28 protein-coding genes are annotated in these 26,720 nt (G+C 46.9%); 20 read left to right on the forward strand and 8 right to left on the reverse strand.

Annotation, left to right across the window (positions count from 1 at the left end; translation table 11 throughout):
• Positions 1-212: 212 nt before the first annotated feature.
• The 5 genes from clpP to M1K58_RS10960 all read left to right on the forward strand — a co-directional run bounded on the left by clpP (position 213) and on the right by M1K58_RS10960 (position 3,554).
• Positions 213-812: an ATP-dependent Clp endopeptidase proteolytic subunit ClpP gene (gene clpP, locus M1K58_RS10940; RefSeq protein ID WP_256758884.1), complete on the forward strand. Its 600-nt coding sequence runs from the start codon at positions 213-215 to the stop codon at positions 810-812.
• Between the two features lie 150 nt (positions 813-962).
• Entirely contained in the window at positions 963-1,961 is a 999-nt protein-coding gene (locus M1K58_RS10945) for an ABC transporter permease (protein ID WP_256758885.1), read from the forward strand.
• On the forward strand, positions 1,955-2,761 hold the full coding sequence (locus M1K58_RS10950) for an ABC transporter ATP-binding protein (protein WP_256758886.1): 807 nt from the start codon (positions 1,955-1,957) through the stop codon (positions 2,759-2,761). Before M1K58_RS10945 ends, M1K58_RS10950 begins: the two co-directional genes overlap by 7 nt.
• A gap of 22 nt (positions 2,762-2,783) precedes the next feature.
• Positions 2,784-3,191 (forward strand): hypothetical protein, encoded by a 408-nt coding sequence (locus tag M1K58_RS10955; protein ID WP_256758887.1) that lies wholly within the window; start codon positions 2,784-2,786, stop codon positions 3,189-3,191.
• A 39-nt stretch (positions 3,192-3,230) separates the two neighbouring features.
• On the forward strand, positions 3,231-3,554 hold the full coding sequence (locus tag M1K58_RS10960; protein ID WP_256758888.1) for a hypothetical protein: 324 nt from the start codon (positions 3,231-3,233) through the stop codon (positions 3,552-3,554).
• On the opposite strand, the gene M1K58_RS10965 is transcribed toward M1K58_RS10960, so the two are convergent.
• Positions 3,525-4,121: a TlpA family protein disulfide reductase gene (locus M1K58_RS10965; RefSeq protein ID WP_256758889.1), complete on the reverse strand. Its 597-nt coding sequence runs from the start codon at positions 4,119-4,121 to the stop codon at positions 3,525-3,527. The two genes, M1K58_RS10960 and M1K58_RS10965, sit on opposite strands and share 30 nt — an antisense overlap.
• A gap of 279 nt (positions 4,122-4,400) precedes the next feature.
• Here M1K58_RS10965 and M1K58_RS10970 point away from each other — a divergent pair, with 279 nt between their 5' ends.
• The 5 genes from M1K58_RS10970 to M1K58_RS10990 all read left to right on the forward strand — a co-directional run bounded on the left by M1K58_RS10970 (position 4,401) and on the right by M1K58_RS10990 (position 9,384).
• Positions 4,401-5,735 carry an O-acetylhomoserine aminocarboxypropyltransferase/cysteine synthase family protein gene (locus M1K58_RS10970; protein ID WP_256758890.1) on the forward strand — a complete coding sequence of 445 codons (1,335 nt, stop codon included), beginning with the start codon at positions 4,401-4,403 and terminating at the stop codon, positions 5,733-5,735.
• A 32-nt stretch (positions 5,736-5,767) separates the two neighbouring features.
• The gene (locus M1K58_RS10975; protein ID WP_256758891.1) at positions 5,768-6,832 is read left to right on the forward strand and encodes an ABC transporter substrate-binding protein; all 1,065 of its coding nucleotides are present in this window, start codon (positions 5,768-5,770) and stop codon (positions 6,830-6,832) included.
• Between the two features lie 94 nt (positions 6,833-6,926).
• Entirely contained in the window at positions 6,927-7,451 is a 525-nt protein-coding gene (locus M1K58_RS10980; RefSeq protein WP_256758892.1) for a carboxymuconolactone decarboxylase family protein, read from the forward strand.
• An 18-nt stretch (positions 7,452-7,469) separates the two neighbouring features.
• Complete coding sequence (locus M1K58_RS10985; protein WP_256758893.1) at positions 7,470-8,276, forward strand: mycofactocin-coupled SDR family oxidoreductase; 807 nt, start codon at positions 7,470-7,472, stop codon at positions 8,274-8,276.
• 82 nt (positions 8,277-8,358) lie between these two features.
• Entirely contained in the window at positions 8,359-9,384 is a 1,026-nt protein-coding gene (locus M1K58_RS10990; protein ID WP_256758894.1) for an LLM class flavin-dependent oxidoreductase, read from the forward strand.
• A gap of 92 nt (positions 9,385-9,476) precedes the next feature.
• Here the strand turns inward: M1K58_RS10990 and M1K58_RS10995 are convergent, their stop codons facing one another.
• The 3 genes from M1K58_RS10995 to M1K58_RS11005 form a co-directional block, all read right to left on the reverse strand.
• On the reverse strand, positions 9,477-10,049 hold the full coding sequence (locus M1K58_RS10995; protein ID WP_256758895.1) for a TetR/AcrR family transcriptional regulator: 573 nt from the start codon (positions 10,047-10,049) through the stop codon (positions 9,477-9,479).
• Positions 10,050-10,052: 3 nt separating this feature from the next.
• Positions 10,053-10,460 (reverse strand): DUF5360 family protein, encoded by a 408-nt coding sequence (locus tag M1K58_RS11000; protein WP_256758896.1) that lies wholly within the window; start codon positions 10,458-10,460, stop codon positions 10,053-10,055.
• A 180-nt stretch (positions 10,461-10,640) separates the two neighbouring features.
• Entirely contained in the window at positions 10,641-11,984 is a 1,344-nt protein-coding gene (locus M1K58_RS11005; protein ID WP_256758897.1) for an LLM class flavin-dependent oxidoreductase, read from the reverse strand.
• 170 nt (positions 11,985-12,154) lie between these two features.
• Here M1K58_RS11005 and M1K58_RS11010 point away from each other — a divergent pair, with 170 nt between their 5' ends.
• The 6 genes from M1K58_RS11010 to M1K58_RS11035 all read left to right on the forward strand — a co-directional run bounded on the left by M1K58_RS11010 (position 12,155) and on the right by M1K58_RS11035 (position 17,763).
• Positions 12,155-13,177 carry a LacI family DNA-binding transcriptional regulator gene (locus M1K58_RS11010; protein ID WP_256758898.1) on the forward strand — a complete coding sequence of 341 codons (1,023 nt, stop codon included), beginning with the start codon at positions 12,155-12,157 and terminating at the stop codon, positions 13,175-13,177.
• Between the two features lie 22 nt (positions 13,178-13,199).
• The gene (locus tag M1K58_RS11015) at positions 13,200-13,919 is read left to right on the forward strand and encodes a ThuA domain-containing protein (protein WP_256758899.1); all 720 of its coding nucleotides are present in this window, start codon (positions 13,200-13,202) and stop codon (positions 13,917-13,919) included.
• A 21-nt stretch (positions 13,920-13,940) separates the two neighbouring features.
• Positions 13,941-15,044 (forward strand): Gfo/Idh/MocA family protein, encoded by a 1,104-nt coding sequence (locus M1K58_RS11020; RefSeq protein ID WP_256758900.1) that lies wholly within the window; start codon positions 13,941-13,943, stop codon positions 15,042-15,044.
• Positions 15,045-15,288: 244 nt separating this feature from the next.
• Positions 15,289-16,176, forward strand: a complete 888-nt coding sequence (locus tag M1K58_RS11025) for a hypothetical protein (RefSeq protein WP_256758901.1) — start codon at positions 15,289-15,291, stop codon at positions 16,174-16,176.
• A complete protein-coding gene (locus M1K58_RS11030) occupies positions 16,173-16,787 on the forward strand; it encodes a hypothetical protein (protein ID WP_256758902.1) in 615 nt (204 codons plus the stop codon). The genes M1K58_RS11025 and M1K58_RS11030 overlap by 4 nt, the downstream gene beginning before the upstream one ends.
• 127 nt (positions 16,788-16,914) lie before the next feature.
• Positions 16,915-17,763, forward strand: coding sequence for a phytanoyl-CoA dioxygenase family protein (locus tag M1K58_RS11035; RefSeq protein ID WP_256758903.1), 849 nt, complete (start codon positions 16,915-16,917; stop codon positions 17,761-17,763).
• 71 nt (positions 17,764-17,834) lie between these two features.
• Here the strand turns inward: M1K58_RS11035 and M1K58_RS11040 are convergent, their stop codons facing one another.
• A complete protein-coding gene (locus tag M1K58_RS11040) occupies positions 17,835-18,710 on the reverse strand; it encodes a helix-turn-helix transcriptional regulator (protein ID WP_256758904.1) in 876 nt (291 codons plus the stop codon).
• Between the two features lie 293 nt (positions 18,711-19,003).
• Between M1K58_RS11040 and M1K58_RS11045 the strand changes: the two genes are divergently transcribed.
• From M1K58_RS11045 to M1K58_RS11055, 3 genes are all read left to right on the forward strand, one after another.
• Positions 19,004-19,642 (forward strand): ThuA domain-containing protein, encoded by a 639-nt coding sequence (locus M1K58_RS11045; protein ID WP_256758905.1) that lies wholly within the window; start codon positions 19,004-19,006, stop codon positions 19,640-19,642.
• 198 nt (positions 19,643-19,840) lie between these two features.
• Positions 19,841-20,755: a DMT family transporter gene (locus tag M1K58_RS11050; protein ID WP_256758906.1), complete on the forward strand. Its 915-nt coding sequence runs from the start codon at positions 19,841-19,843 to the stop codon at positions 20,753-20,755.
• Positions 20,756-21,178: 423 nt separating this feature from the next.
• Positions 21,179-22,222 (forward strand): sulfate ABC transporter substrate-binding protein, encoded by a 1,044-nt coding sequence (locus M1K58_RS11055; protein WP_256758907.1) that lies wholly within the window; start codon positions 21,179-21,181, stop codon positions 22,220-22,222.
• Here M1K58_RS11055 and M1K58_RS11060 read toward each other — a convergent pair whose 3' ends face one another.
• Complete coding sequence (locus M1K58_RS11060) at positions 22,223-23,113, reverse strand: AraC family transcriptional regulator (RefSeq protein ID WP_256758908.1); 891 nt, start codon at positions 23,111-23,113, stop codon at positions 22,223-22,225.
• Between the two features lie 164 nt (positions 23,114-23,277).
• Here M1K58_RS11060 and melA point away from each other — a divergent pair, with 164 nt between their 5' ends.
• On the forward strand, positions 23,278-24,585 hold the full coding sequence (gene melA, locus M1K58_RS11065; RefSeq protein ID WP_256758909.1) for an alpha-glucosidase/alpha-galactosidase: 1,308 nt from the start codon (positions 23,278-23,280) through the stop codon (positions 24,583-24,585).
• Between the two features lie 110 nt (positions 24,586-24,695).
• Here the strand turns inward: melA and M1K58_RS11070 are convergent, their stop codons facing one another.
• On the reverse strand, positions 24,696-25,460 hold the full coding sequence (locus M1K58_RS11070; protein WP_256758910.1) for a Crp/Fnr family transcriptional regulator: 765 nt from the start codon (positions 25,458-25,460) through the stop codon (positions 24,696-24,698).
• A 151-nt stretch (positions 25,461-25,611) separates the two neighbouring features.
• Positions 25,612-26,622, reverse strand: coding sequence for a YpdA family putative bacillithiol disulfide reductase (locus M1K58_RS11075; RefSeq protein WP_256758911.1), 1,011 nt, complete (start codon positions 26,620-26,622; stop codon positions 25,612-25,614).
• Positions 26,623-26,720 lie beyond the last annotated feature (98 nt).

Consider the following 26,720-nt stretch of genomic DNA (forward strand, 5'->3'; position numbering starts at 1 on the left):
ATGCTCCTTTACTCGGTCCTATACTTACTACAGTAAACGAATGAAGCCGTAAAAAGGATACGCTTTTTTCTAACTATATTCCATTTTCCTGAAGGTAGCTAGAGCTCGAATTGTCACTCCGTAAATTCGAATGTTTCTCCGTATCCCTGTGAGACCTTCGTTCGTTTACAGGATGAAGTCGAACATCAAACGAGGAAAATGGAGGAATAGAGATGACAAATTACGTTCCTTATGTTGTTGAGCAAACGAATCGCGGGGAAAGGTCCTACGACATTTATTCCCGGCTGTTGAAGGATCGAATCGTGTTCTTAGGAGCTGCAGTTGACGATCAACTCGCCAATAGCATTATTGCGCAATTATTGTTCTTGGCGGCGGAAGACCCGGAGAAGGAAATCAGTATGTATATCAACTCACCAGGAGGCTCCACATCAGCGGGTTTTGCTATTTACGATACGATGCAGTTTATCAAACCGCAGGTGCACACGATCTGCATGGGATTGGCCGCTTCATTCGGAGCGATTCTGTTACTTGCCGGCACCAAAGGGAAACGCTTCGCATTGCCCAACAGTGAAATTATGATTCATCAGCCACATGGCGGAGCACAGGGGCAAGCGAGTGATATCGCAATCAGTGCTAAGCGAATATTACAGGTCCGGGATAAGACAAATCGAATTACAGCAGAGAGAACCGGGCAGCCACTGGAAAAGGTGGAGAAAGATATGGAGCGGGATTATTTCATGTCCGCCCAAGAGGCACTTGAATATGGGATTATTGATCAGGTCATCTCTTCCCCAGAACAATCCAAGGATTGACAGCTCGTTGGGATACGTGATAAAGTAATTCCAATAATACCGACCAATATAATCGGAATAATAAAAGAGTCTTCCGGAATACCGGTGACCCCTACTCCTGCACATGGAGAGGGGTCTTTGTTATTTAAGGGGACGAGGAGGCACATCGACTTGGAAATCACAAAACGGCTTGATATTTCAGTAAGCACAAGAGCAAAAATTCCTGTGGCCAGTATTCTTAAGATTTCTCTACCCGCTATTGCGCTTGTTGTTGCATTGCTACTGCACACTCAAGTGCCTAGCGTACAACCGGTGGTGTCGGAGAGGGCGTATACGATTCTACTCACCATCGTGCTGGTCGTATTCTCCACATGGACAATTACGGCTTTGTATCGCACAACCTTATTTAAATCTCTGCATTATTTTTCAAGCATCGTCACCTTTATTGTTGCACTATTCGTCGCTTGGGAGCTTCTGACGTTGAAGTCGGGCACGCTACCGCTCCCTTACTTTCCTTCACCAGTCAAAATATTAGATGCACTTATTAATGACAGGCAGAAGCTACTTGTTTGCGTCCTATATTCTCTTCGCTTGTTAGTCATCGGATACTTGATTGGAGCGTTCTTCGGTCTTGTGACTGGAATCCTGATGGGGTGGTATAAACAGTTTCAATACTGGATTAACCCTTTCTTGAGGTTCATTGGACCGATACCAGCGACAGCATGGATTCCGATTGTGTTAATTGTCTTTCCAAGCAGCTTCACTGCTAGTATTTTCCTCATTGCACTCGGTACATGGTTTCCCGTTGCGGTCATGACTTGGTCTGGTATTGCGAGCGTGAATAAATCCTTTTTTGAGGTGGCGCGCACACTTGGGGCAAACGAGCGTTATCTCGTGCTGCGAGTGGCGTTTCCGGCTGCGTTTCCGCTTATCTTCATTGGTTTGTTCATGGGGCTGGGAACCTCCTTTGTCACACTCATCGTAGCCGAGATGTTAGGCGTCAAAGCTGGGTTAGGCTTTTATATTACTTGGGCACAGGGCTGGGCTGAATACTATAAGGTTTACGCAGCATTGCTCATTATGGCGGTTCTGTTCTCTACGATTATTACGGTATTGTTCAAAATTCGCGATCGCGTCTTGATTTGGCAGAAAGGGTTGATCAAATGGTAGCAGCGAGTGTACATGAGGGGGGACGGATTTCTGTTCATGGAGTGTCCCGCGTGTTCGAGGATCAAGGAAAAGGAGCACAGCCCGTAGTTGCTCTGAGCAAGGTTGAATTGGATATCGCCCCTGGGCAGTTTATTTCTCTCATCGGGCCAAGTGGGTGCGGGAAATCGACGTTACTAAGGCTAATAGCGGGAATAGACTCACCAACAACGGGCGAGATTCGATTAGACGGTGAGTTGATTAAGGATGCCCATCCGAGCAGAGGGTTGGTGTTTCAGGATCCGACGCTGTTCCCGTGGAAAACGATATGGAGCAATGTGGCGACTGGGCCGGAATCACGAGGGGTACTGAAGGAGCAGAAGGGGGAGGTAGACAAATTCATTGAGCTGGTCGGGCTCAAAGGCTTCGAGAAAGCCTATCCCCACCAATTGTCAGGAGGTATGGCTCAACGGGCGGCATTGGCACGAGCACTTGTGAACCATCCGAAGGTGCTGTTGCTGGATGAGCCACTTGGGGCTCTGGATGCTTTCACGCGGATGAATTTGCAGGAGGAAATTCTCCGGATTTGGCAGGAAAGAGGAACGACAATGGTATTCGTCACTCATGATATCGATGAGGCTGTATATTTGAGCGATCGGGTTGTCGTCATGACACCTCGTCCCGCCCAAATCAAGGAAGTGATTACAATTGATTTGCCACGACCGAGAATCCGTAATAGTACGGCGTTCTTCGGGTATCGTTCGCGAATATTGGAATCGTTACAACTTGTACCGGAAATCGAGCAGCCGGAATATATTGTGTGAAGAAAGAAGGGGGAGCATGATTATGAATAAGCGATTACAGTTCACGGCTGTGGCGATACTGCTATTCCTATTGCTGTCACTGACCGGTTGCTCTGGAGCAGGGAGTAAAGTCTCCGCTGCTAATAATCTGGGTGAAGCGCTGAGTATCCAGTTCTCTTCGGATCCGGTCAAGCCGAGTGCTAGCGGGAGCACGACCCTGAATCTTGATATTAAGGAGCAATCCAAGCCCGCAATCGGGGCAGCGGTTGTGTTCGAGATATGGCCTAAAGGTCAAGAGCAGCACGCCCAATTAAATGCGAAAAGCGTAGAAGACGGCTTGTACTTCATCAAGGGGGAGTTCTCTCAGGTCGGGGACTATTATCTATTAGCTCACGTGACATCAGCGGAAGGTGTACATGAAATGAAGACGTTCGAGTTTACGATTCAATAACTGGCATCTATGGTGAGGAAAATGGGGGAGGGAAATCGGATGAAGAGCTTACAGAGGTGGAGTACGTTCCTTTTGTTACTTATGGGTCTAATCGTGGGCTTGTCGGGTGTGTCTGCGCATGAAGGAACAGAGGTGATCTCCGTCGGTGAAACGGCATTGCCGTCGTGCCACTACATAGACCAGGAGGATGGCAAGCCGATTAAGCTTGTTAATACATCAGCTATTTCGTCCGTGCCATCGTCTGTGAATGAACAAATGGGGTCATCCTCCGGTATTTGGACCGCCGCGATCGTGTCTGCTATTGTTGGAGTCGTGGCGGTCGCATTTGGTTATTTAGTTGTCTGGTTCAACCGATTCAAGTAGAGCTACGGATCGTTCCTTTAAGTCATCCCAATTCAGTGCTCCAAGAACACCGTCTGTAATTATTCCCTTACTATCGACGAATATTGTTGAGGGGATCGGGCGAATTTCATAGTTAGCTGCGACTTGCCCATCGGAATCGAACAAGACTGGGAAGGTGAAGCCATAAGCTTGCGCGAATTCCCGCGCGGATTGTACGGTATCCGTGGCGGTAAGGTTAACGGCGAGAATTTGCAGCTGGTCACCGTATTGCTTGTTCAGCTTCACGAATGAGGGAGCTTCATCTTTGCATGGTCCGCACCAGGAAGCCCAGAAGTTGAGCACGACCGGCTTGCCTCTTAGCTCCTTGAGGTCATAGATTTTACCGTCCATGCCCGTTAACGTGAAGGTAGGAGCTGTATAACTGATTTCGGGCTTTTCTGGGATAGATTTAACCTGCACTTTATCCTTCGTTAATTCTGATGATTCGACAGAGACATTCCTATTCTTGCTGTCTAATTGCTGATATAGAACTGCTCCGATCAGTAAGGTGAATGTGGCCACAATGATCCAATTACGCCATCTTCTCATGGGATACCTGCTTTCTACGTTTATTAAACCTATAATTCCTATATGTTTTATACAAATTAACGCAATCTGAATTTACTTGTCAATAGATATATGCTTAATATATAAATTACTAAAATTGTAATTGACAGATAGGATAGAGGGATATATGATAATCATATTAATCCAACCGAAATACTTGGTTATCAAAAGAATAACAAAATGTTGACCAGATATCTGGAGACTGATTTTCCCGAAAGGGGAGGTTGGTCTCTTTTTATTTGTAAAGAGGAGATGAACTTTATGGGAGAGCAAGTGCCAAATCAACAAGGTGACGTTAAGAAGTGGAGATTCGATACTCTGCAGGTTCATGCGGGTCAGCAACCTGATCCGGTAACTGGGGCACGAGCAGTACCGATTTACCAAACCACATCCTATGTTTTCAAGAACACAGAGCACGCCAAAGCGGTTATCAACTTCGAAGAGCCTGGTAATACGTACACTCGAATCATCAACCCAACCAATGATGTACTTGAACAAAGGATAACGGCGCTTGAGGGTGGAGTTGGCGCACTTGCGGTGGCATCAGGTTCAGCCGCGGTCACGTATTCCATCTTCAATGTGGCAGGGGCGGGTGACGAGATTGTATCGGCAAGCACCTTGTATGGGGGCACCTATAACCTATTCGACGTGACGCTGCCAAAGCTCGGTATCACGACGAGGTTCGTTAATCCGGATGAACCGGATAACTTCCGTAAAGCCATCAACAGTAAGACGAAAGCCATATTCATCGAATCGATTGGCAATCCAGGCTTGAACATTCTCGATATTGAGAAAATCGCCGACATTGCTCATGAGAACGGTATCCCTCTTATTGTTGACAATACGTTCGGCACTCCATACTTGATCCGCCCGTTCGAATACGGAGCCGACATTATCGTTCACTCTGCGACGAAATATATCGGCGGCCATGGTACCTCCATCGGTGGACTCATTGTGGACAGTGGCAAGTTCGATTGGACGAACGGTAAATTTCCCGGCTTCACGGAGCCCGACAAAAGCTATAACGGGCTGAAATATGTTGAGAAGTTTGGTGAACTGGCGTATATAACGAAGGTTCGAGTTCAGTTTCTGAGGGATATCGGGGCTGCCATTAGTCCCTTTAATAGCTTCCTGCTGCTTCAGGGCTTGGAAACTCTATCGCTCAGAGTGGAGAAGCATCTATCCAATACGACACGCGTCGTGGAGTACTTAAGCCAGCATCCAGATGTGGCATGGGTGAACTATCCAACGCTTGAGGGAAACCCGTATAAAGAGCTCGCTGAGAAGTATTTTCCGAAGGGACCTGGTTCAATCTTCTCGTTCGGCTTGAAGGGAGACCTTCAAACGGCTAATCGCTTTATTGATCAGCTAGAGCTGTTCTCTCACCTAGCCAATGTGGCAGATGCGAAATCGCTTGTCATACACCCTGGAAGCACAACACACGCACAGCTAACACCTGAGGAACAGTTAGCAGCGGGCGTGCGGCCAGACCTCATCCGCTTGTCGATTGGGATTGAAGATGCTCAAGATTTAATCGACGACTTGGAGCAGGCCATTCAGAAAGCTGTAGCAACGGTAAGTGCAAGCCAAGCTTGAGATTACCTAATCAGAGGAGGACACAAGAAGAGATGAAGAACAATGAAGCCAAACGAAAATTGATTTTGTCAGCAATCGCACTAACGATGGCGATCGCAGTCCTTAATGGATGCGGTAAAAACAACAATAATACGAGTCCAGCTTCAGCGAGCAGTAATGTTAAAGCTTCGGCTACCAATGCCTCGTCAGCGGGCACGAAGGAACTGAAAAAGGTGAAATTCGCTTATGCGGGCGGTACTTGTGAAGCTCCAATCTACGCTGCAGTTGAGAAAGGCTTCTTTAAGGAAGAAGGACTGGATGTTGAGCTTGTGCAGATGGACTTCGAAACGCTGAAATCTGGGATATCCTCAGGAAAAGTAGATGGCACCGTTGGGAACTTCGCTTGGTTTAAGCCGATCGAGCAAGGGCTTGATGTTAAAGTGACCGGAGGTCTTCATGCAGGATGTATTCAATTGGTTACGTTGAAGGATAGCGGAATCACTTCCATTAAAGATCTGAAGGGCAAAAAAATCGGTGTTGATGTCATAGGTGGTGGCCCGCAAATCACACTTGCAATCACTTTGAAGCAGAATGGCATCGAAACGACGGATGTGGATTGGAGAGCCTATCCTTCGCAACAACTGGCTACAGCAGCTGAGAAAGGTGAGATTGATGCCTTTATTGTGTGGGACCCTGCTGCTCAGCAAGCGTTGGATACAGGTAAATACCTCCGACTTCTAAGCAACGGTCATGATGAGCCATTCAAGTCCGGTTATTGCTGCTACTCCGTGATCAGCGGCGCGGTAACAAAGAATGATCCGGAGAAAGCAGCCGCGATTACTCGTGCGTTGTTGAAATCAGCGGAATGGGTAGGGAAGAACGCAGCTGAAACGGCTAAGATCGAAACCGATAAGAAATATGTATCCGCGGATGCTGCGACGAATGAGAGCTTGCTTGCTGCTTATCACTGGAAACCAGGCGTTATTAATGCTAAGAAAAGCGCAGAGTTCTTCATTAAAGAACAGAAGGCGCAAGGGATTCTAGATGCTTCTACGGATGAGAAGGAGCTTCTCGACCGCGTATTTTTCGAGGCGATTCCGGATTATAACGGCAATTAATTAAGGGAAACAGAATCACGAAGAGAGACAGAAGTGTCAGGGCCCCGAGGGCCTTGACCTTCAGTCGTTCCCTTGACGAAAGGAGGAGCGGATCGTGCCTGCGATAATCAAACCCATTGTTTATGAGCAAGCCTCTCCAGAGGCTAAAGCGGAATATGAGCGTCAATATCGGACTTCTGGGAACGTGACGAATATGAAGAAGACGCTGCTTCTTCACCTTCCTTCTTATCATGTATACGAGGAATGGTATAAGCTTCGTACAGCTTTATTGGACTTCATTAGCCATCGTGCGTTTATCGTATTCTCTTACGCGATATCGCTCGAAGGGGATTGCTTACTCTGCTCTATTTATTTCCGTAAAGCTCTGACTGATCGAGGAGAAGATGCAGATGAGCTTATCCTGGATGATGAAGAGCAGGCACTTGAACAATATGGAAGACAGCTATCGCGGAGTCCTAATGAAGTTCCGAATGCATTATTTACACACTTGGGCCTTTATTATAGTCCAGCCCAGATCGTTGCACTTACGGCGTTCGCGGGGCAGATGATCGCGACTAACGTATTTAATAGCGCGTTGCATATCGAACTTGACGAGTATTTGCTACATTTTTCAAGCTAGTTTAGGGGAGCGGTGGATGTGTCACAGGAGTTTGAGGGTAAGGTCATTTTCATTACTGGGGCCGCACACGGGCAGGGAAGAGCAACGGCATTAGCTTTCGCTCGTGAAGGAGCAGATATTGCCGTCTTCGATATTGCGAAGCAAATACAGTATCCGAGCTACCCGTTTGGGTCAGCAGACGAGCTGCTAACGCTGAAGTCAGAGATTGAAGCTCTCGGGCGACGTGCTTTGATCTTTGCCGGTGATGTAAGAGATGACGAGGCAATTACAAGAGCGGTATTGGAAACGATCGAGCAGCTTGGGAAAATAGATGTTTTGTTCAATAATGCGGGCATTGCGGCTTATGGACTATCTCATGAACTATCTGAATCCGAATGGGATTCTGTATTAGATATTAACCTGAAGGGGGCTTGGCTTGTCGGTAGGCGAGTCATTCCCCACATGATCGAAGCGCGTGCTGGCGTCATTATTAACAATTCTTCGATTGCAGGCCTGCGAGGCTTGAATCGGATGTCTCATTACACGGCTTCCAAATGGGGGCTTGTCGGCTTGACGAAGTCGTGGGCCATCGAGCTTGCAAGCTATAATATCCGGGTCATTAGCTTACATCCAACAGGTGTAAATACACCAATGAACGATGGGCTCGCGGAGCTAGAAGGAACGACTGCAGCGGAAATCGCGGAGCGCTCTGCCGGGAATCTATTAGACGTGCCGTGGATTGAAACGGAGGATGTCGCATATGCAGTGCTGTTCCTGAGCAGCGATCGTGCGCGGTATATAACGGGTTCTCCATTCGTGCTGGATGCGGGCTTGCTAACGCGATAAACGCTGCTAGTAAATGATTGGCATTAAAAGAAATGTATATTGCTGATTTGGATTTGTGTACCAATAAAATGGGGGCGGGAGTATGGCCATTCGACTGAGTATTCTGGATCAAACGTTAATAAACAAGGGGGAAAGTCCGACAGAAGCGTTCCGGCATACCATTGAACTAGCGCAAAAGGCGGAACAGTGGGGATACCATCGGTTCTGGGTGTCCGAGCACCACGATTCGGATCTTGTTGCCGGATCGTCTCCGGAAGTTCTTGTTTCTCATTTGCTGGCGAGAACTGAGCGGATTCGGGTCGGATCGGGCGGTGTTATGCTGCAACACTACAGTCCCTATAAAGTAGCGGAAAATTTCAATGTGCTCGCAGCGCTTAGCCCTTCACGGGTAGACCTAGGAATCGGTCGCGCGGCAGGAGGCTTGCCCCATTCAACCAAAGCGCTTCAGGAAGGCAGGACGACCGACACTGCGACGTTACAGGAGAAAATCGTTGAGCTTATTCGTTATACCCGTGAACAGCTGCCTCCCGATCATGCGTTGGCTGGATTAAAGGCGAGCCCTATTCCGGATCGGGCAGCAGAAATCTACTTGCTGGGAGCAAGTCATAATAGTGCTGAGATTGCGGGAAGTCTGGGATTGCCTTATGTATTTGCTCAGTTTATTAATAATGAGGATGCAGAAGCGATTCAAGCATTTGATATTTATCGGAGCTACTTCCAGACTAATGACGGGAAAGTGCCAGAAGCTATTCTTGCGGTTCCTGTCATTGTGGCGGACACGGATGAAGAAGCGAAGCGAATTGCAAATGATTACCGGATCGTGCGGATTCACCTGAAGAGCGGTCGAACAATCACGGTTGGTAGCGTGGAGCATGCCGAGGAATATGGCAGGCAGGCGGAAGAGGAATATACGATTGAGGATAAGCAGGCGTATGTCGTTCACGGCTCGAAGAGTCGGGTGCGCGCTCAATTGCTAGAAGCGCAGCGCAAATATGGGGTTGAGGAATTTATCGTTATCTCCACGATTCGTAATGCAACGCAACGTCTTCGGTCTTATGAATTGTTAATTGAAGCTTTTGCTGAAGTGCATGATGAAGTAAAGAAATGACACCAGCAATAATAAGTACAATTCCTACGGCAGTCGTCAGACTAGCCGTTTCTTTCCATACAACGATTCCGATGACGGAAGTAAGGGGGTACCTATTCCATTCCTGATGCTTGAGTTTGATAGATACCGCGAAGTAAAAAATCCACCATCTGAGATAAAGCCTTCTCTAACGAGACACAATTGTGCCCAGCAATGCCATGATCCATCAATTGATATAAAGCTCCGATGTACACAGAAATAAAGATTTCGATATCGAACGGACGAAAATCTCCGCTTGTAATGCCCTCTTGAATCAATAGACGAATATTGTCCCAGCCTTGATTAATATACCCGTCTACAATCACCCATTGATCGGGATAAGCATTTTGTAGCTCCTTTAATAGGCGAATATCGCTAAAGGCGAAGCCTTGTGGAAGCATGACTAATGCATCGAATAGCTTTTGTTTGACGGGAAGAGCGATGTTGCTCATCAATTCTTGTTCTTGATCTTTCATCTGACGAATGGATTGCTCAACGATGTAGGAAACGATCTGTTCCTTCGCCGGGAAATGCTGGTATAACGTTTTTGTGCTGATACCAAGTCGATGAGCTAAATCTCTTATTGAGAACCTTAAACCTCTTAGGGTTATCTCTTGTATGGCTGCTTGGACAATTCTATTCTTCATCACCTATGTCCTCCGGAAAGATGCACGCTGTTGTTTGGCTAAAGCGGGTAAGAAGAACAGCGGATAGAGTAACAAATATAAGTTCGGAATCCACCATAACAAGTCAAAATCGAGGCGGATGCCCCAGAAAGCGATAGCCTGTAACCCAGAACAAAATGTTAGGCTCAAAGAGAGAATACAAAGCGTTAACCAGGAGCTATTGTGTCTTTTGAAGCAATAAATGCTCATTAACCCGGTCAAAGAGATGAGTAAATCTAGCGGGATAAAGGATAAGTTCCAGGCTACGAGCATCTCGTTGCTGTAATCCTGATAGAGGTATTCCTTTGGGATTAATCCCAGCCAAGTGATCGACCAATAGAGAATGAAGCCAATATCTGTTGTCCATAGCAATGCTCTCAATGTTTTGTTCATGGGGTCGTCTGCTCTCACCTTCGTATAAGTAATGCGGAATACAAGGAAAACGTTTTGGTTTACTTGTTTTCCGCATTATTATATTGAAATTACCTATAAAAGTAAATGCGTTTGTAGATATAGATTGAAGAAGCCGCCCACAGGTTCGGATTGACCCCTTTGGACGGCTGCTGAAAGCTGTTACTTCGTTTCCAATACTTTGGCAAAATGATTAACGGGGATAGGTAGCCCGATATGCTCCCGAAGAGTGCTTCCTTCGTAATCTTGGCGGAAAAGTCCTCTCTCCTGAAGCAAGGGGACAACAAGCTCTACGAAATCCTCGAGCCCATCAGGTAAGGTAGGCGCCATCAGCATGAAGCCATCGGCTGCTTGCTCCTTGAACCATTTTTCCAGCGTATTTGCGATTTTAATTGGCGTGCCTACGAGATGATCACCGCTGAAAGAGCCGGTAAGCAATGAATAGACTTCCCTTAGCTTAGGGTTCTCACGGGCGATAACGGGCTGGTGCTTCTTATAATCGGACTTGGTTTCCTCTAACACATCCAAGCCAACATCTTTCGCTCTTGAATCCAGTGTTGCACCAGAGAAATCTACTCCCTTGAAATAATCGGAGAGAAAGAGGATCCCAGTCTCTTCCGTAATTAGCGATTCAAGTAACTTTAGCTTGGCCTGGGCTTCCTCTTCCGTTCGCCCGATAATCGGGGAAATCCCCTGCAGAATGTAGACAGTCTCTGGATTTCTACCCACTGAGGCAACCTTACTCTTATAGGAGCGATAGAATTGCTGAGCATCCTCTAGATTATATTTAATGGAGAAAATAACCTCGCCTACTTTTGCTGAGAAGTTCTGTCCCGATTCTGATGTTCCAGCTTGCACGAGTACGGGATGGCCCTGCGGTGAACGCCCGATATTGAGCGGACCGTCCACAGAAAAAAACCTACCCTTATGGTTTACGCGATGGAGCTTGCTGGGATCAATAAACTGTCCGCTGTCCTTGTCCTCGGTGAACGCATCATCCTCCCATGAGTCCCATAAACCTTGTACGACCTCTAGAAATTCCTCTGCGCGTTCGTAACGGAACGAATGCTCGAAATGCTCCTCAGCGTTGAAGTTACGGGCGGTATTACCGGATAGATCCCTCGTTGTCACGATGTTCCAGCCGACTCTACCTTTACTAATATGATCGGCCGATAGGAATAAGCGGGCTAAGTTAAAGGGTTCGATATACGAAGTAGAAGCAGTGGCGACTAGCCCGATCTTCGTAGAGGCCCCAGCTAAGGCGGATATCAGGGTAATCGGCTCGAAGCGGTTTAGAATATTGGGGTGGGATTGCTCGTTAATAGCCAAGCTGTCTGCTAGGAAGGCGAAGTCGAATTTACCCCGTTCGGCGGTTTGAACCAGTTTCTTATAAAAGTCGATGTCATGACTGGCACTCGGTTGTGCATGGGGGAGCCGCCATGAGGCAACGTGCATTCCCGTCCCTACCATGTAAGCGGATAGTTTGATTTGCCTTTTCTGTGTCACTTCGTAATCCCTCCTATATCATAGTAAATTAATGTGAATAGTATGAATAGAATGTACCATTTTTAGGAAAAGAGGTCAATATGAAATGTAGGGTTTTGCTTGACGATATTTCCTGCTCGTGCCATAATGTACACGCGTACATTATTTGAAATAGATAGGGTGTTTAGTCTTTGGCGAACCGCAAGGAAGTAGCAAAGCTAGCTGGCGTATCGGAAGCAACGGTATCTCGGGTGCTCAACGGTATAGGTCCAATGAAGGAATCGACGCGGGATCGGGTATTGGAAGCAGCTAAGCGGTTGAATTACGAGTTAAACGCCGTAGCATCGAGCTTTGCCAGAGGAAAGAGTGGGAATTTGGGCGTTGTGCTTCCGTACGTTCCGAAGGTCCATTTATTTTCCACCTATTATTATTCGGAATTGTTAAGCGGAATTGGTGAGGCTGTTCGTTCGAAGGGTTACGGATTATTGCTATTATTTCGTGATCCTGCATCCGTATATGATTATATATCGTTATACCGCACACAGCGGGTTGATGCTTGTATTGTCCTTGGTGCGAGTGCCGTACCCTCTGAGATGGTGGGAATTAACCAGCTAGCTGAGGAAAGATTGCCGTTTTGCGTCATGGACCAAAGATTCGATAATCCTCTTGTTAGCATCGTTGCAGCGGATCACGAACAAGGTAGCTATGAGGCGGTTAAGCACATCATTAATAAGGGCTATCGGAAAATTGGGTTTCTGAATGGTTCTCCACAATACTCGAATAGCCAGGATCGGTTGCTCGGTTACCGTAGGGCATTACAGGAAGTAGGTATTCAACTGGATGAATCAATCCGATATGAAGGAAATTACAGTCGAACAAGTGGTACACAGGCTGCAAGTACTGTCTATCGCGATTTGAACAAGCTGGATGCAATCTTCGTCGGTAATGATCGAATGGCAATTGGACTTATGCAAGGGTTAAGGGGACTAGGCTGCAGCCTGCCTGACGATCTTAAGGTTGTTGCTTACGATGATTCTGATGCAGCAAGTCTCGCGGAACCGCCGCTAACGACGGTTAAAGTTCCATTCTTTGAAATGGGACGCCTAGCTGCAGAAAAATTGTTATCCCAATTAACAGACAAGGATAGTGAGGTATCCGTCATTAACGAGAAGCTGCAGACGGAGCTTATAGTAAGGAAATCTAGCGGTAATTAGAGTGGAATGGGAGACTACATCGATGAGAAAAGCGCTAATCGTATGGGGTGGCTGGGATGGTCATCAGCCTAAGGAGGTTGCGGAAATTTTTCGCAATCAGCTGGTGGAGGAAGGATTCGAAGTCGAGGTGTCTGATACGCTGGAGGCATTTGCGGATGGCGAGAAGCTGAAGGGACTCGACCTGATTGTTCCGGTATGGACGATGGGGCGAATCGAGCAGGCTTGGGTAAATAATGTTTCCGCTGCTGTACAGAGTGGAGTTGGATTGGCGGGCTGCCATGGAGGTATGTGTGATGCATTCCGTGAGAACACGGATTGGCAGTTTATGACCGGAGGACAGTGGATCTCACATCCCGGCAACGATGGAACGGAATATACGGTGGAGATTAAGAGCAGCTCTAGCCAACTTGTAGAAGGGATTGAAGATTTCGTAGTATCGACGGAGCAGTATTATTTGCATGTTGATCCTGCGAATGAGGTGCTCGCGACGACCCGTTTTCCAGTGGCACCAGGACCACATTCATCCAATCGAGCAGTCGATATGCCCGTGATCTGGACGAAGCGCTGGGGTCATGGGCGTGTCTACTATAACTCGCTCGGACATCAAGCGAATATTATGGAAATTCCGGTTGTGAAGGAACTCATGCGACGTGGCTTCCAATGGTGTGCGGAAGGTAAAGAGCTTGCTCCTGCGGAACTTGCAGAGAACGCATATACAGGTATGGCAGATAACCAACTTTAATCCGAAGGAAGATGTGCATTCATGGATAAAATAAAAGTCGGCATTATCGGTACAGGGAACATCAGCGAAATCTATTTTCAAAATGGTAAGCGATTCGAGTCGATGGAGGTCGTGGCTTGCGCTGACTTGGACGTAGAGAGAGCGAAGCTGAAAGCGGCGGAGCACGGGGTTCGTGGTTGTTCCGTAGAAGACTTGCTCGCTGATCCGGATATTCAGATGATCATTAATTTAACGATTCCTGTCGCTCATGCAACAGTATGTTTACAAGCGCTTGAAGCCGGAAAACACGTCTATGTAGAGAAGCCACTTGCGGTCACTCGCGAGGAAGGCTTGAAGGTACTCGAACTAGCGAAGCGTAAAGGGCTGCTTGTAGGAAGCGCACCGGACACCTTCCTTGGGGGCGGCATCCAAACCTCGATAAAGCTCGTGGAGGATGGATGGATTGGCACCCCGATCGGAGCAACGGCGTTTATGGTTTGTGGAGGCCATGAGAATTGGCACCCGGCGCCGGAGTTTTATTATCACAAAGGTGGCGGCCCTATGTTCGATATGGGTCCCTACTATTTGACGGCACTCGTTGCATTGCTTGGTCCGATCTCCAGGGTAACGGGCTCAACTCGCATTTCCTTCCCAGAACGGACGATCACGAGCGAACCGAAGAAGGGGCAGAAGATTCAGGTGGAGACACCTACCCATATCGCGGGAATTATGGATTTCGTGTCTGGACCGATAGGTACGATACTGACAAGCTTTGATGTGAAAGGGAATTCAATGCTTCCTCGCATCGAGGTGTATGGAAGTGAAGGAACACTTCTCGTTCCTGACCCGAATGGATTTGGGGGTTCGGTTAGCATCTGGCGTGCGGGGGCTAAGGAATGGTCTACAATTCCGTTAACACACGGGAAAGCTGAGAACGCCCGTGGCGTAGGTGCAGCGGATATGGCGAAAGCGATCCAAACCGGACGTAAGCACCGTGCGAACGGGGAGATGGCCTATCATGTATTGGAAGCGATGCATGGCTTCCATGATGCTTCCGAGCAAGGTACGCACTACATGATGAAGAGTACCTGCGAGAAACCAGCTCCTCTGCCTTTAGGATTGGCAGATTATAGCCTAGATGAATAGTTGGCTTGTCTGGTGGAACAGAATATTCTAGCTCATAGTGAAAAGAAGGATCGACCGCAGCTTTCAGCTGAAGTTGATCCTTTTTTGTGTACAAGGGGGGAAGGAAAGTCAGGTATGTATTTCGGTTTACGTCGCGTTATAGATCGTGCGTTTCTGGTTTATTATTTTCTCGGAGTAACTAAGTGCTATAGGTGGCGTTTAACTTAATAGGTTAAATAAACTGGCTAACGGAGAGGAGATAGACATGAAACCGAAAATCATCTATGGAATAGCAATCGTACTCATTCTAGCGAGCGGGGTGGGCAACTATACCTATAACCGATACTATCAACTCCCGGAAGCGGGTTACTTACGGCACTACATCGAGACCCATGTAGCTCCCTCCGTCGCCTTCGACCTTCTATATGTAGCGAACAATGCAGATAAGCGTAAAATCGTTAGCGCACAAGTTGATGAGCTCCCTATGCTTAAATTTCATCCGGTGCAAATTCATCAGGAGCTGCGTCACCAGACGATCTACAAGCTAATGGGGTATTATGACGGGAATATGAGTTGGCCTGGGGCTGACCCGGTTAAGCTTCACACGATCACAACCTTTTTTAGCGACGGGAGTGTTAGTGAGGAGGAGGTCGGAGAGATTGTCGCTTATCAGGAGGTTTGGTCGAGTACGCAGAACGCTGAAAGTGGTCCTATTCAGTTTTCATCGGGAAGGAGCTCCTCTGACAACGACGGATCTACATCGGTTCAAATAACGAGTCCAGTAACGTTCACAGGAATTTCTTCAGCTTGGCTGGATAAGCTGGGAAGCCTATTTGAATACGAGGTGAAGTCGACTGCTCAGGGGAGACTCACTTCTGGATTTACGTCTGGAGTTACATCTGGAATCGATTCACCAGTGGAAGCTAATGCTTCCGTCGAATTAAAGTCAGGACAATCGCTTTCGCTGGATTACCGATTCATGCTCAGACAAAGCCCGCAAGCTATGGAAGTCTATAACCTACAACTTCAAATGAACTTCGTTGAGCCCAACGGGAACAAGCACGATTATACGGTGTTCGCGAATTATTCGCCGTATCCAACAGAAGCTCAAATGCGCACCTATGTCCGTGAGCAGAGGAGGCAGGTGAAATGATGAGAGCCTATTCTCAGGTGGCTTGGGGTCTTGCATTAGAGCTGATAGATATCCGTTTTGGGAGCTTTGACTTGTTTCCGGATGTCATTGGATTTTTGCTTTTACTGATTGGGTTGTCCCACTTACGTATGTATGATGAACGCTTCAAAATTGCATGGATAGCAGCGGGAGTATTGTTCATCCTTTCGGTGCTACAACTGTTCGGGTTACAGATAGGGTTCTCTCTGACAAACTACGAAACACCTTCGGTCCCTGTTCTGATATACACTTCATTTTCCATTGCAGTCGACTTAGTCATGTTATTCGGAATATGTAGAGGAATTCAGAGGCTTGCTCTTTCTTGGCGAAAAGTGGAGCTTTCACGGGTGGCAGGATCAGGGTGGAGTGTCATCTTTGGATTGGGCTTCTTAATGTTATTCCTCTTCCCTTTTCAGCTCAACTATACGTTGCAGGATGCGTTGCCGGTTGTTTTTCTGCTTGCACTTGGCTATTTAGTCGCTAGCTTATGGGTTATCCTGCTCGTTCGTCGAGCGGGTCGTGAGCTGCCTAGTAACAAGGGTGATCCTAATCCAGACCCAGACCTAGGCAATCATGTGGACATTATCGCGTAAGGTGACAGATTAGAATCTTAAATAAACGCAAACGAATGTTGGTTTATCGGAAATACATAGTCACTCCTAACTCTTATGATTGAGCTATGAACATCAAATCATAACTAGAGTCGAAGGGGTGCTCCCAATGTTGAACGAGAGTCAACTGGCTGAATTCGAGAAGAATGGTTTTCTAAAGGGCGGCGTTGTTCTAAGCGAGGAAGAAGTAGAAGCGTTGAGGAACGAATTGGATAACGTCATGGAAGGTAAGTCTGTGACCAAGCCTGTCTTGAACCATAACCTACTCGGAGATGAAGAAGCACTCGAGGAAAAGTCTCTGTATGACGGAATGAAAATGACCACTAATGAGAAAGTTGTGCAAATCGTTAATATTTGGATGGCAAGCGACGCTTTCTTCAAACATGCTGCCAACCCTACGATTTGTGAAGAAGTCGCGCAGCTCTGCCAGACGGATACACTTCGAATTTGGCACGACCAGATTCAGTACAAACCTCCCATTACTGGTGGACCGACCGCTTGGCACCAAGACTATCCCTTGTGGCCTATTATTCAGCCGGCTGACCTCGTAAGCGCATGGGTGGCGCTTGATGATGCCGTCATTGAGAATGGCTGCATGTGGATGGTGCCCGGCAGTCACAAATGGGGTAACCATCAGAAGCACTTGGCTAGCGACAAGGAATTCATGCCCTACCATCGCCATCCGGAGCTACTCCCAGAAGGAGCGGAGGTAAAGGCTGTTCCTTTCGAGATCAAGAAAGGACAGGTAGGCTACCACCACAGCCTCACCTGGCACGGAAGCCCGAACAATCGATCGGAGCTGAAGCGAAGAGCAATTGCTGTTCACTATATGCCAGGGCATACGCGATACGAGCCGTCGAGCGAACACGTCATGCTGTCCTACGTAACGGTTAACCCAGGAGATATCATGCAGGGCGAGCATTTCCCCGTTGTTTATTCACCCTCATTGGTTAGGTGAAGTAGACAGAAGCCAAAGAAGAGCGATTCCCATTCGCTCTTCTTTGGCTTCTGTTGTTCCGGCACTTTGGTTTATTCAACCGGCTTGGGAGAGTGCCCGTACATTCTGAATTCGGTAGGAGTTAATCCAGTTAATCGCTTGAACTGATGGCTGAAGTAATGGATGCTCGTGAATCCAAGTTCCTCTGAAATCGTCTCGAGCTTCCCTCCGTGCAATAAAGCACGTTTTGCACCCTTGATTCTTTCGGCTATGATGTATTGTTTGGGCAGTAGTCCAATTTCCTCTTTAAACAGCTTGGCAAAATGGATAGGATGATAACCGCATAGGGAAGCTAGCTCCGAGACTGCCCAGTTTTTTCCTGGGTGCTCTTGCATCGCCTGAATAGCGGGTTCGATTCGACTGGAAGCCTGGAGCCTTGCTCCCTTATCCAGCAGCTGCCGGAAGATTAGGGATAGGAGCTGCATCAATAACCCGCGGAGTGTGAGAGCAAACCCCGGCTGCTCGAGTTCGTATTCTATTACGATTCTCGTCAGAATACGCTCTAAACCGGATACAGTGAACAATGTTGGAAGGGTGACTTCCCCATACGGGGGAAGTTCAAGAACGGGATTGATAGGCTCCCCGATCAGGGCTTCACGATCAGCTAACTGTATGCGATGAGCCGGATGGACAGGAACAGAGGATGCTTGGTGCCAGTCGAAATGAACGCTGAAATAATCGGTTATTCCTTCAGCGAATAGCCAATGGGGACTTTCTGAATCGAAATAAGCGCATTCCCCGGCGTGAATTAAGTATTGACGTTGTCCGACAAAAAGCCTGGCATGACCAGATACAACGTAGAGGAATTGGCAGTCCGGTATGATCCGGACTCCCCAATCGGTATCGCCTTGCGTCTTAGCACGACTAGCGAAGTTAACCGTTGGCATTAAGTCATCCAGTGTTCTCATTGGCATAGAAGCCCCTTTTGATTCCGGTGTCGTTATTCAAAGTCTCTATGATAAATGAAGCAGCATCTATGTATTTGTATTCTCAGTTCATACTATCATAAGTTAAGGGAATAATGTTTTGCTTCGCACGATTCTCTGAGAGGGATATTTCACGTATTTATCGAGGTGTGTGCTAAAATAATTTCAGGATAGCAGACCAGCCAAAATGAAATTTTCTAGCATATATTTTGATCGGATAAATGAGTACTCGTTCGGCGAGCAGAACGCGATTAGAAGAGTGGAGGAGCACTGGAATGAATACGATTCAGGCGTTGGCTTTGGGAAATTACTCGGATGCTATTTATCATCCTTTTGCGGGTATCGACAAGGAAATTGAGCAGATTTTTCATGGGAAAATAGATGTGCGAAGCTCAGGAGATTACGGAATGCTCAAAGAGGAGTATTTATCATCCTATCAGCTTTTTATTTCTTATACGGAATTTATGGAAGAGAAGCTTTCCCCGTCACGGACAGCAGCGCTTCTATCATTCGTTGCGCGTGGCGGAGGGTTTCTAGCGATTCACAACGGCATTTCCTTGCAGAGGAATCAGGAGCTAGCGGTTATGCTTGGAGCCAAGTTTACGCACCATCCTGATTTCACCTCGTTGCCAATTCGTATTCGCGAGCCGAATCATCGGATCATGGACCGAGTTGAGCCTTTTATCGTTGAGGATGAGCCGTATCGGTTCGAATTCAACCCTCATGTCCAGACAAAGATCCTAGCAGAATACGAGCATGAAGGAGAGAGATGGCCTGCCGCGTGGACACATGAATTCGGTCTTGGGAGGATTGTTTACTTAATGCCAGGTCATCAGCTTTCCGCGTTTAAAGTGGAGGGCTACCGACGTTTGATTCTAAATGCCGGATTATGGGCTGCGAAAATGATAGGGTAAAGGGTTAGGGAATCAGTAGGGAATCACTGACCAGCGATTGCTGCGTCCGTCCGTAAACATTCACTTGCTCATTGAGAGAGCAGACGATAGAGTATGGATATGGGAAAATATTCTGAGAGAACGATTTCGTGATCGCTATGGGTAGAGGAACATCCAGTACATACAGCATCTATTAGAATGGGGCAGAGGCAGCACGATATGGACAAAAAGTGGATAAGTTATTTAGGTTTAGCAATGGTTTCAATCATTTGGGGGGCTAACTTCGGAGTATCTCGATCCGCGATGGAAACGTTTGACCCTATCTTATTTTCTTTTCTTCGTTTTGGGCTTGCGGTGCCGTTCTTTTTTCTTATTTTGAAAATAAAAGAGGGTAGTGTCGGTCTGCCTTGGAAAGTCATACTGCAGCTAGCTTTGATTGGATTGGTAGGGGTGACAGGACTCGAAATTGCGGTTATGTACTCTATCAAGTATACGACACTAGCTAATGCATCGCTGTTAAACGTGGCTCCTTGGCCGATATTTGCGGCGCTATTTGCCCCATTGTTTGTGAAGGAGAAATTTACTCGACGTCTTGGCGTCGGAGGTGCGGCCGCGATTGTGGGGGTTACCTTTATTATTCTGGGCGGAGAAGAAGGCTTGAATCTTTCGTCGGATCATATGATTGGTAACTTACTGGCTTTCGGTGTCAGTATATTTGGAGCCTTGTATAACCTCGCATGTATGCCACTCATGAAGCGATACTCAGCATTACGTGTGAGTACGTGGTTTATTTTGTTCGGGAGCCTATTCATGCTGCCGTTAACGATCGGAAGCTGGGGTAAAGTCGATTGGAGTGGGCTCGGGGTAGGGCACTATACAGCGATTATTTATAACGTACTCATCTGTACGATTGTTGCTTTCGTCGTATGGAATGCGAGTATGTTCAAGATCGGCGCGGCGAGGGCAAACTTCTTCCGTTACATCGTTCCTGCAGCTGCGGTTATTGCGGGTCTTGTTTTCTTCGATGAGGGAATTACAGCTTGGCAGCTCTTAGGAGCGGTCTGCATGGTAGCGGGCTTGGTGTGGATCAGTACGGAAAGAAAGCAGATCACTCCGAAAGCTGTGGAGGCGTAACTTAAGTGTTAGGGTGTAATAATGAGAAAGCCGCTAGCCCCACAGATGGGGGAGCGGCTTTCTGATTTTCTACTATCAACACAAACTCATACCACTCTGCAGAAATTCAAACCCTCCAGTAGAAACTCAAACCTGACATTACAAACTCATACCCTCAGCAGAAACTCAAACCTCGCAATACAAATCCCCACAGTTAGGTGACACCGAACTATATGACCCAAACAGCAGGAAGTCGACAGCGCAGTTAGCTGAAGCCCAACTATAATCCCAATTGGCGAAGTATTCCTGAACGAAGGGGATAGCGGCAAAAGGAAGAAACACATATACAGGTGAAGCCATTATTTTAAATACAAGTTTACAAGTGGGAATAGTGTGTATTATACTGATGGAGATTCTAAATTATGTAAGTTTGGAGGAGAGACAATGAAAGTATTCAAGAGCATGAAGGTTGTAGTCATCTTACTGTCTACAATCGCTTTGATCTTCGGATCTGCTAGCCCAGCTGTAAACAACAAGGTGGAGGCAGCGGCTAAGAAGAAAAAGATTACGCTCCTGAATGTCTCCTATGACCCCACACGGGAACTATATGAGGAATTCAACAAAAGCTTTGCAACCTATTGGAAGAAGAAGACCGGCCAGGTGGTGGAGATCAAACAGTCACATGGAGGATCTGGCAAACAAGCCCGTTCGGTTGTAGATGGACTTAAAGCCGATGTTGTGACCCTTGCTCTGTCACTGGATATCGGGGAAATCCAAAATAAAGGGCTGATAGATGCAGGTTGGGAGAATAAGCTTCCTTACCATAGCTCGCCTTACACATCTACAATCGTATTCGTTGTTCGCAAAGGGAATCCGAAGGGAATCAAGGATTGGGACGACATCGTCAAATCCGACGTACAGATTATTACTCCAAATCCGAAAACGGGTGGAGCACCGCGTTGGACGTACTTAGCTGCATGGGCTTACGCGCTAAAACACAATAAGAATAGCGAAGATGCAGCTAGGGAATTCGTGACCAAGCTGTATAAGAACGTACCGGTTCTGGATACTGGGGCCAGAGGCTCGACAACGACATTCGCACAACGGGGAATTGGTGACGTGCTGCTTACGTGGGAGAACGAGGCTCACTTGATTCAGAAGGAATTTGGTAAAGATTACGAGATCATTACCCCATCACTCAGCATCTTAGCTGAACCGTCTGTGGCTGTCGTTACGAAGAACGCTAAGAAGAATGAGACAACTGAAGTCGCAAATGAATACTTGAAATACTTGTATACAAAAGAAGGTCAACGACTTGTAGCGAAGCATTACTACAGACCGAACGATCCAGCTGTTCTGAAAGAATTTGCTAAGCAATTTCCTAAGCTTGAACTGGTCACAATTCGCGATTTTGGAGGATGGGCTGCAGCACAGAAGAAGCACTTTGCGGATAATGGAATTTTCGACCAAATCTATCAACCGCAATAATTAATCCCCATAAAGATCCACAAGGCGCTTCGGATGATTCCGAAGCGCTTTTTGATATTCGGAAGGAGACTGCCCACGCCATTTTCGGAATTTCTTAGAGAAATAGAGCGCATCGCTAAAGCCGACGGAAGAGGAGACTTGATCAATGGTCATGGCGGTAGCCAGTAGCATCTCCGCTCTTTCCATGCGTATTTTCAGTAAGTACTGCATGGGTGATAATCCTGTTGCTTGCTTGAATAGCTTACAAAGATGAGTTCTGTGGTAACCCATCATCCGTGACATATGTGCAATAGAAATTGGTTGGGTATATTGCAGGGTAAGGTACTGAATCGCTTGCTTAATGACCAATTCGCTCGCCGCATTGCTCGCTTCTGGATTGTTCTTCTCTCGTTTCTTGCTGGCCACTCCAAATTGCTGTAGCAGAAGTCGAACCCATCCCTCGGCCTCCATATTGGACAATTCCGGGAATAAAGGGGATTCGAAGCATCGGCGAAGCTGATCATAGTAGTTCCGGACACTCGGGTTGAGGCTACCCGATATGATGGGGCGTTCCGGAGAAACGCCTAATAATGACATAGCGTCCTCCGCTCTCTGGCCCACGAATGCTATCCAGGTATAGCGCCAAGGCTCATGAGCATCTGCTTGATACGAGAATAATTCTCCCGGAAAGATTACGAACGTATCACCAGCGCTGCATTTATGGCTCTTGTCCCGGATCATGAAATCGCCATGCCCGGAAAGCACGGTGTGAATAAGATAATAATCGTGTACGGTCGGACCCATTTTATGGAGTCGAATAGGCTGTGCTTCTCCACTGAAAAGAACGGATAGCTCATTATTCGAAGGAGAAGGATTAAAGTCAGCGGTATAATAATCATGTTCTGATTGCATGCGGAGTCACCTACCTATCTGATTTGTTTGATCAACTACTTCTACTACTGTAACAAATAAACGACAAATGTCCATATAGATGCTTAAACCATCCATACTCTTTTGATTGCGCTTGCAGTACATTGAGAGTAGCAAATCACATTATTCATTCGGAGGTTTTGAACTTGTCTAAAATCACTTTTATTGGTGCTGGGAGTACAGTTTTTGCGAGAAACGTGCTTGGTGACGTGATGCTGACTCCAGCATTGCAAGGGTTTGAAATTGCACTGTTTGACATCGATCCCGTTCGTCTGAAAGATTCAGAGAACATGCTAAATAACATCAAAAGAACATCTGGAAGTACTTGTGTAATCAAGTCTTTTACGGACCGTAAGGAAGCACTTCGCGGTTCCAAATATGTGGTTAATGCGATTCAAGTGGGCGGATACGACCCTTGTACGATTACAGACTTTGAAGTTCCAAAGAAATATGGCTTAAGACAAACGATTGCGGATACGGTCGGGATTGGCGGGATTTTCCGCAATCTGCGTACGATTCCGGTTATGCTCGACTTCGCAGCGGATATTCGCGAGGTGTGTCCGGATGCCTTGTTCCTGAACTACACGAATCCGATGGCTGTTCTAACGAACGTGATGAACACTTACGGTGGTGTGAACACGGTCGGACTATGTCATAGCGTACAGGCATGCGTCCCAGAGATGTTTAAGCATCTTGGGATCGATCAAGCGGGCGTAAAAGCAAAAATTGCTGGCATTAACCATATGGCTTGGCTGCTTGAAGTATCGAAGGACGGAGTCGACCTGTATCCGGAAATTAAGAAGCGTGCGGCTGAGAAGCAGAAAGAACAGCATAATGACATGGTCCGCTATGAGCTAATGCTTAAATTCGGCTATTACATCACGGAATCATCAGAGCATAACGCTGAATATCATCCGTACTTCATCAAGCGTAATTACCCAGAGCTTATCGAACGATTCAATATTCCATTAGACGAATACCCGCGCCGCTGCGTAAATCAAATCAGCAGTTGGAAAAAAATGCGTGAGGAGCTCGTTAATGATGCGAACCTGGAGCATAAACGCACCCATGAATACGCTTCGTACATTTTTGAAGCAATCGAAACGGACGTACCTTTCAAGATTGGCGGCAACGTCATGAATACGGGGGGCTTAATCGCGAACCTACCTCGCGAAGCTTGCGTTGAAGTGCCTTGCTTGGTCGATCGTTCTGGTGTCAACCCGACATACATCGGCAATTTACCTCCGCAGCTAGCGGCGTTGAACCGTACTAATATCAATACGCAACTGCTCACGATCGAAGCAGCAATTACCGGCAAGAGAGAGCACATCTATCATGCAGCGATGCTTGATCCACATACTTCTGCCGAATTATCGATGGATGACATCATTGCGATGTGCGACGATCTTATTGAAGCTCATGGGGATTGGTTGCCTAAGTACTCAGGGGTATAATTTCTCTTTCGTTCCAGCCAAGAAGGACCGTCTTTGCGCTGAATAGGCGCGAAGACGGTCCTTCTTGATGTTACGGTTATGAATAGATTACTAGTGCATGCAATGTGTGATTATATTCTGCATACTTCCTTCGTGCAAGCTGGACAGGTTGGACACTGGCAAATCTCCTGAAGCGGTTTAAGCTTATAGATAATGATCTTACCGTATCTGAAGTCGAGGATACCCTCTTCCTTAAATTCATTCAACATCCGGTTAACGCTCTCGCGAGTCGATCCGATGAAGTCCGCAAGATCCGAGTGGGTGAGCTTCATATCAATTCGGATTCCGTACGATTCCATAACACCATAAGAGTTACTTAAACGAATTAATGTCGAAGCCAATGCCCCAGGCTTGCCGAATAGCAACAAATCCCGAAACTTTGATTGTGTAACCCGGTGGGATACCGTCATCCAATTCATAAAGCTAAGTGCGATACTTCCGTCATGCAGCATTAAAGTTTCGAGAGCATAACGCGAGATGACTCCGATTTCTGCGTTCTCGATAACTTCGGCAGTAAAGCTGAACTGCGATGCTTCATATCCGTTAACGGTTTCGCAGATGAGATCGCCAGCTTGAAGAACGGTGAGAATGTATTCTTTACCGTCTTCCGTTGATTTCCTCAGCTTAACTCTTCCGCTCCGAATATAATAAAGGTTTTCTGTGATGTCCCCTTCCCAGAACAGGAACCCACCTGTGTTGATGCGCATCGGTACCATGACGCTTTCGAGTTGATCGAATTGCTTCTGAGAGAAGAAGCTTGCAATACCCTTATTTCTTTCACTTGGATTATGCATATCTTCACGTCCGGTTTCCTTTACAGGACAATTAATTCCCATTGATGCCATCCCCCTTGTACTTCTTAATCTCATTGTACCTCCAGAAGGATATTATTGTTATCGGGGAATCCGCTGAATTGAGGGGGGAATTTCCCCTATTTTAATGTGAGGAATATCACACTTCGAAAATAAATATGTCTCATTCCCTTATTTAAGCTTGCTGGTGTAGGATATGCTGAGCGATCAGCTTCCCATGATGACGTCCGCTTTCGATGAATATTTCGTTTGCCTGTCTCCCTGCTGCGATGACCCCCGCAATAAAAAGCCCAGGTAGGTTTGTTTCCATCGTCTCGGGGTTAAAAGTTGGAATCGTAGAATCGGAGTCCACCTCTGCTCCGGCATCCGTAAGTAAGGTTCTTACAGGTCGAAAGCCGGTCATGGCTAGCACAAAATCATTATCTAAGTTATAGGAGGGGCTGTCTGGGTCAGAAGGCTCAATGGTCACACTTCCTTCATCGATGTGAGTCACGCGGGAGGAGAACAGCATGTTAATTTTCCCCTTCTTCACCATGCCATCAAATAACGGCTTCACCCATGGTTTAATGCTGGGAGAGTATTGATCACCACGATATACGACAGTCACTTCTGCACCAACTCGAAGAAGCTCCATAGCTGCGTCCACAGCGGAATTATTACCGCCAATAATTGTTACCTTCATCCCTGTATAGGGATGTGCTTCTTGAAAGAAGTGGCTAACCTTAGAGAGATCCTCTCCTGGAATACCGAGTAAATTTGGATGATCGAAATATCCAGTAGCAACAATAACGTAGCGTGATTCATAAGTATGAATCCCTCCAAACCGATCGACGGTACTAACCTGGAATGAATCATCAGCTTGTTGAATAATCGAAGTCGCGCTTTCATAGGAACGAACTCGTAACCCACTCCGCAAAGTAACATCCCGATAGTATTGCAAAGCCTCACGACGTGTGGGCTTATCGTTCGGGGTAATGAAAGGGACACCCCCAATTTCCAATAGCTCCGAGGTGCTGAAAAATTGCATATAGGTCGGATATAGGTAAAGGGAGTGGACGACGGAGTTTTTCTCGATGATTAATGGCTCTATTCCAACGGCTTGCAGTTCAAGCGCCGCGGATAATCCGCAAGGTCCGGCTCCGATGATAATGGCTTGCTCTCTAATTGGGGTTATTTTATCGTTCATAGTTATTCTCCATGTCCATTTATTTTTCTTCTATTGTATCATGTAAAACTCATCCTTCAGAATAGCTAATCATGCTGTGAACGAGGTTCATCATTTCG

This window comes from Cohnella sp. WQ 127256, from assembly GCF_024519285.1.
Lineage (GTDB): Bacteria > Bacillota > Bacilli > Paenibacillales > Paenibacillaceae > Cohnella.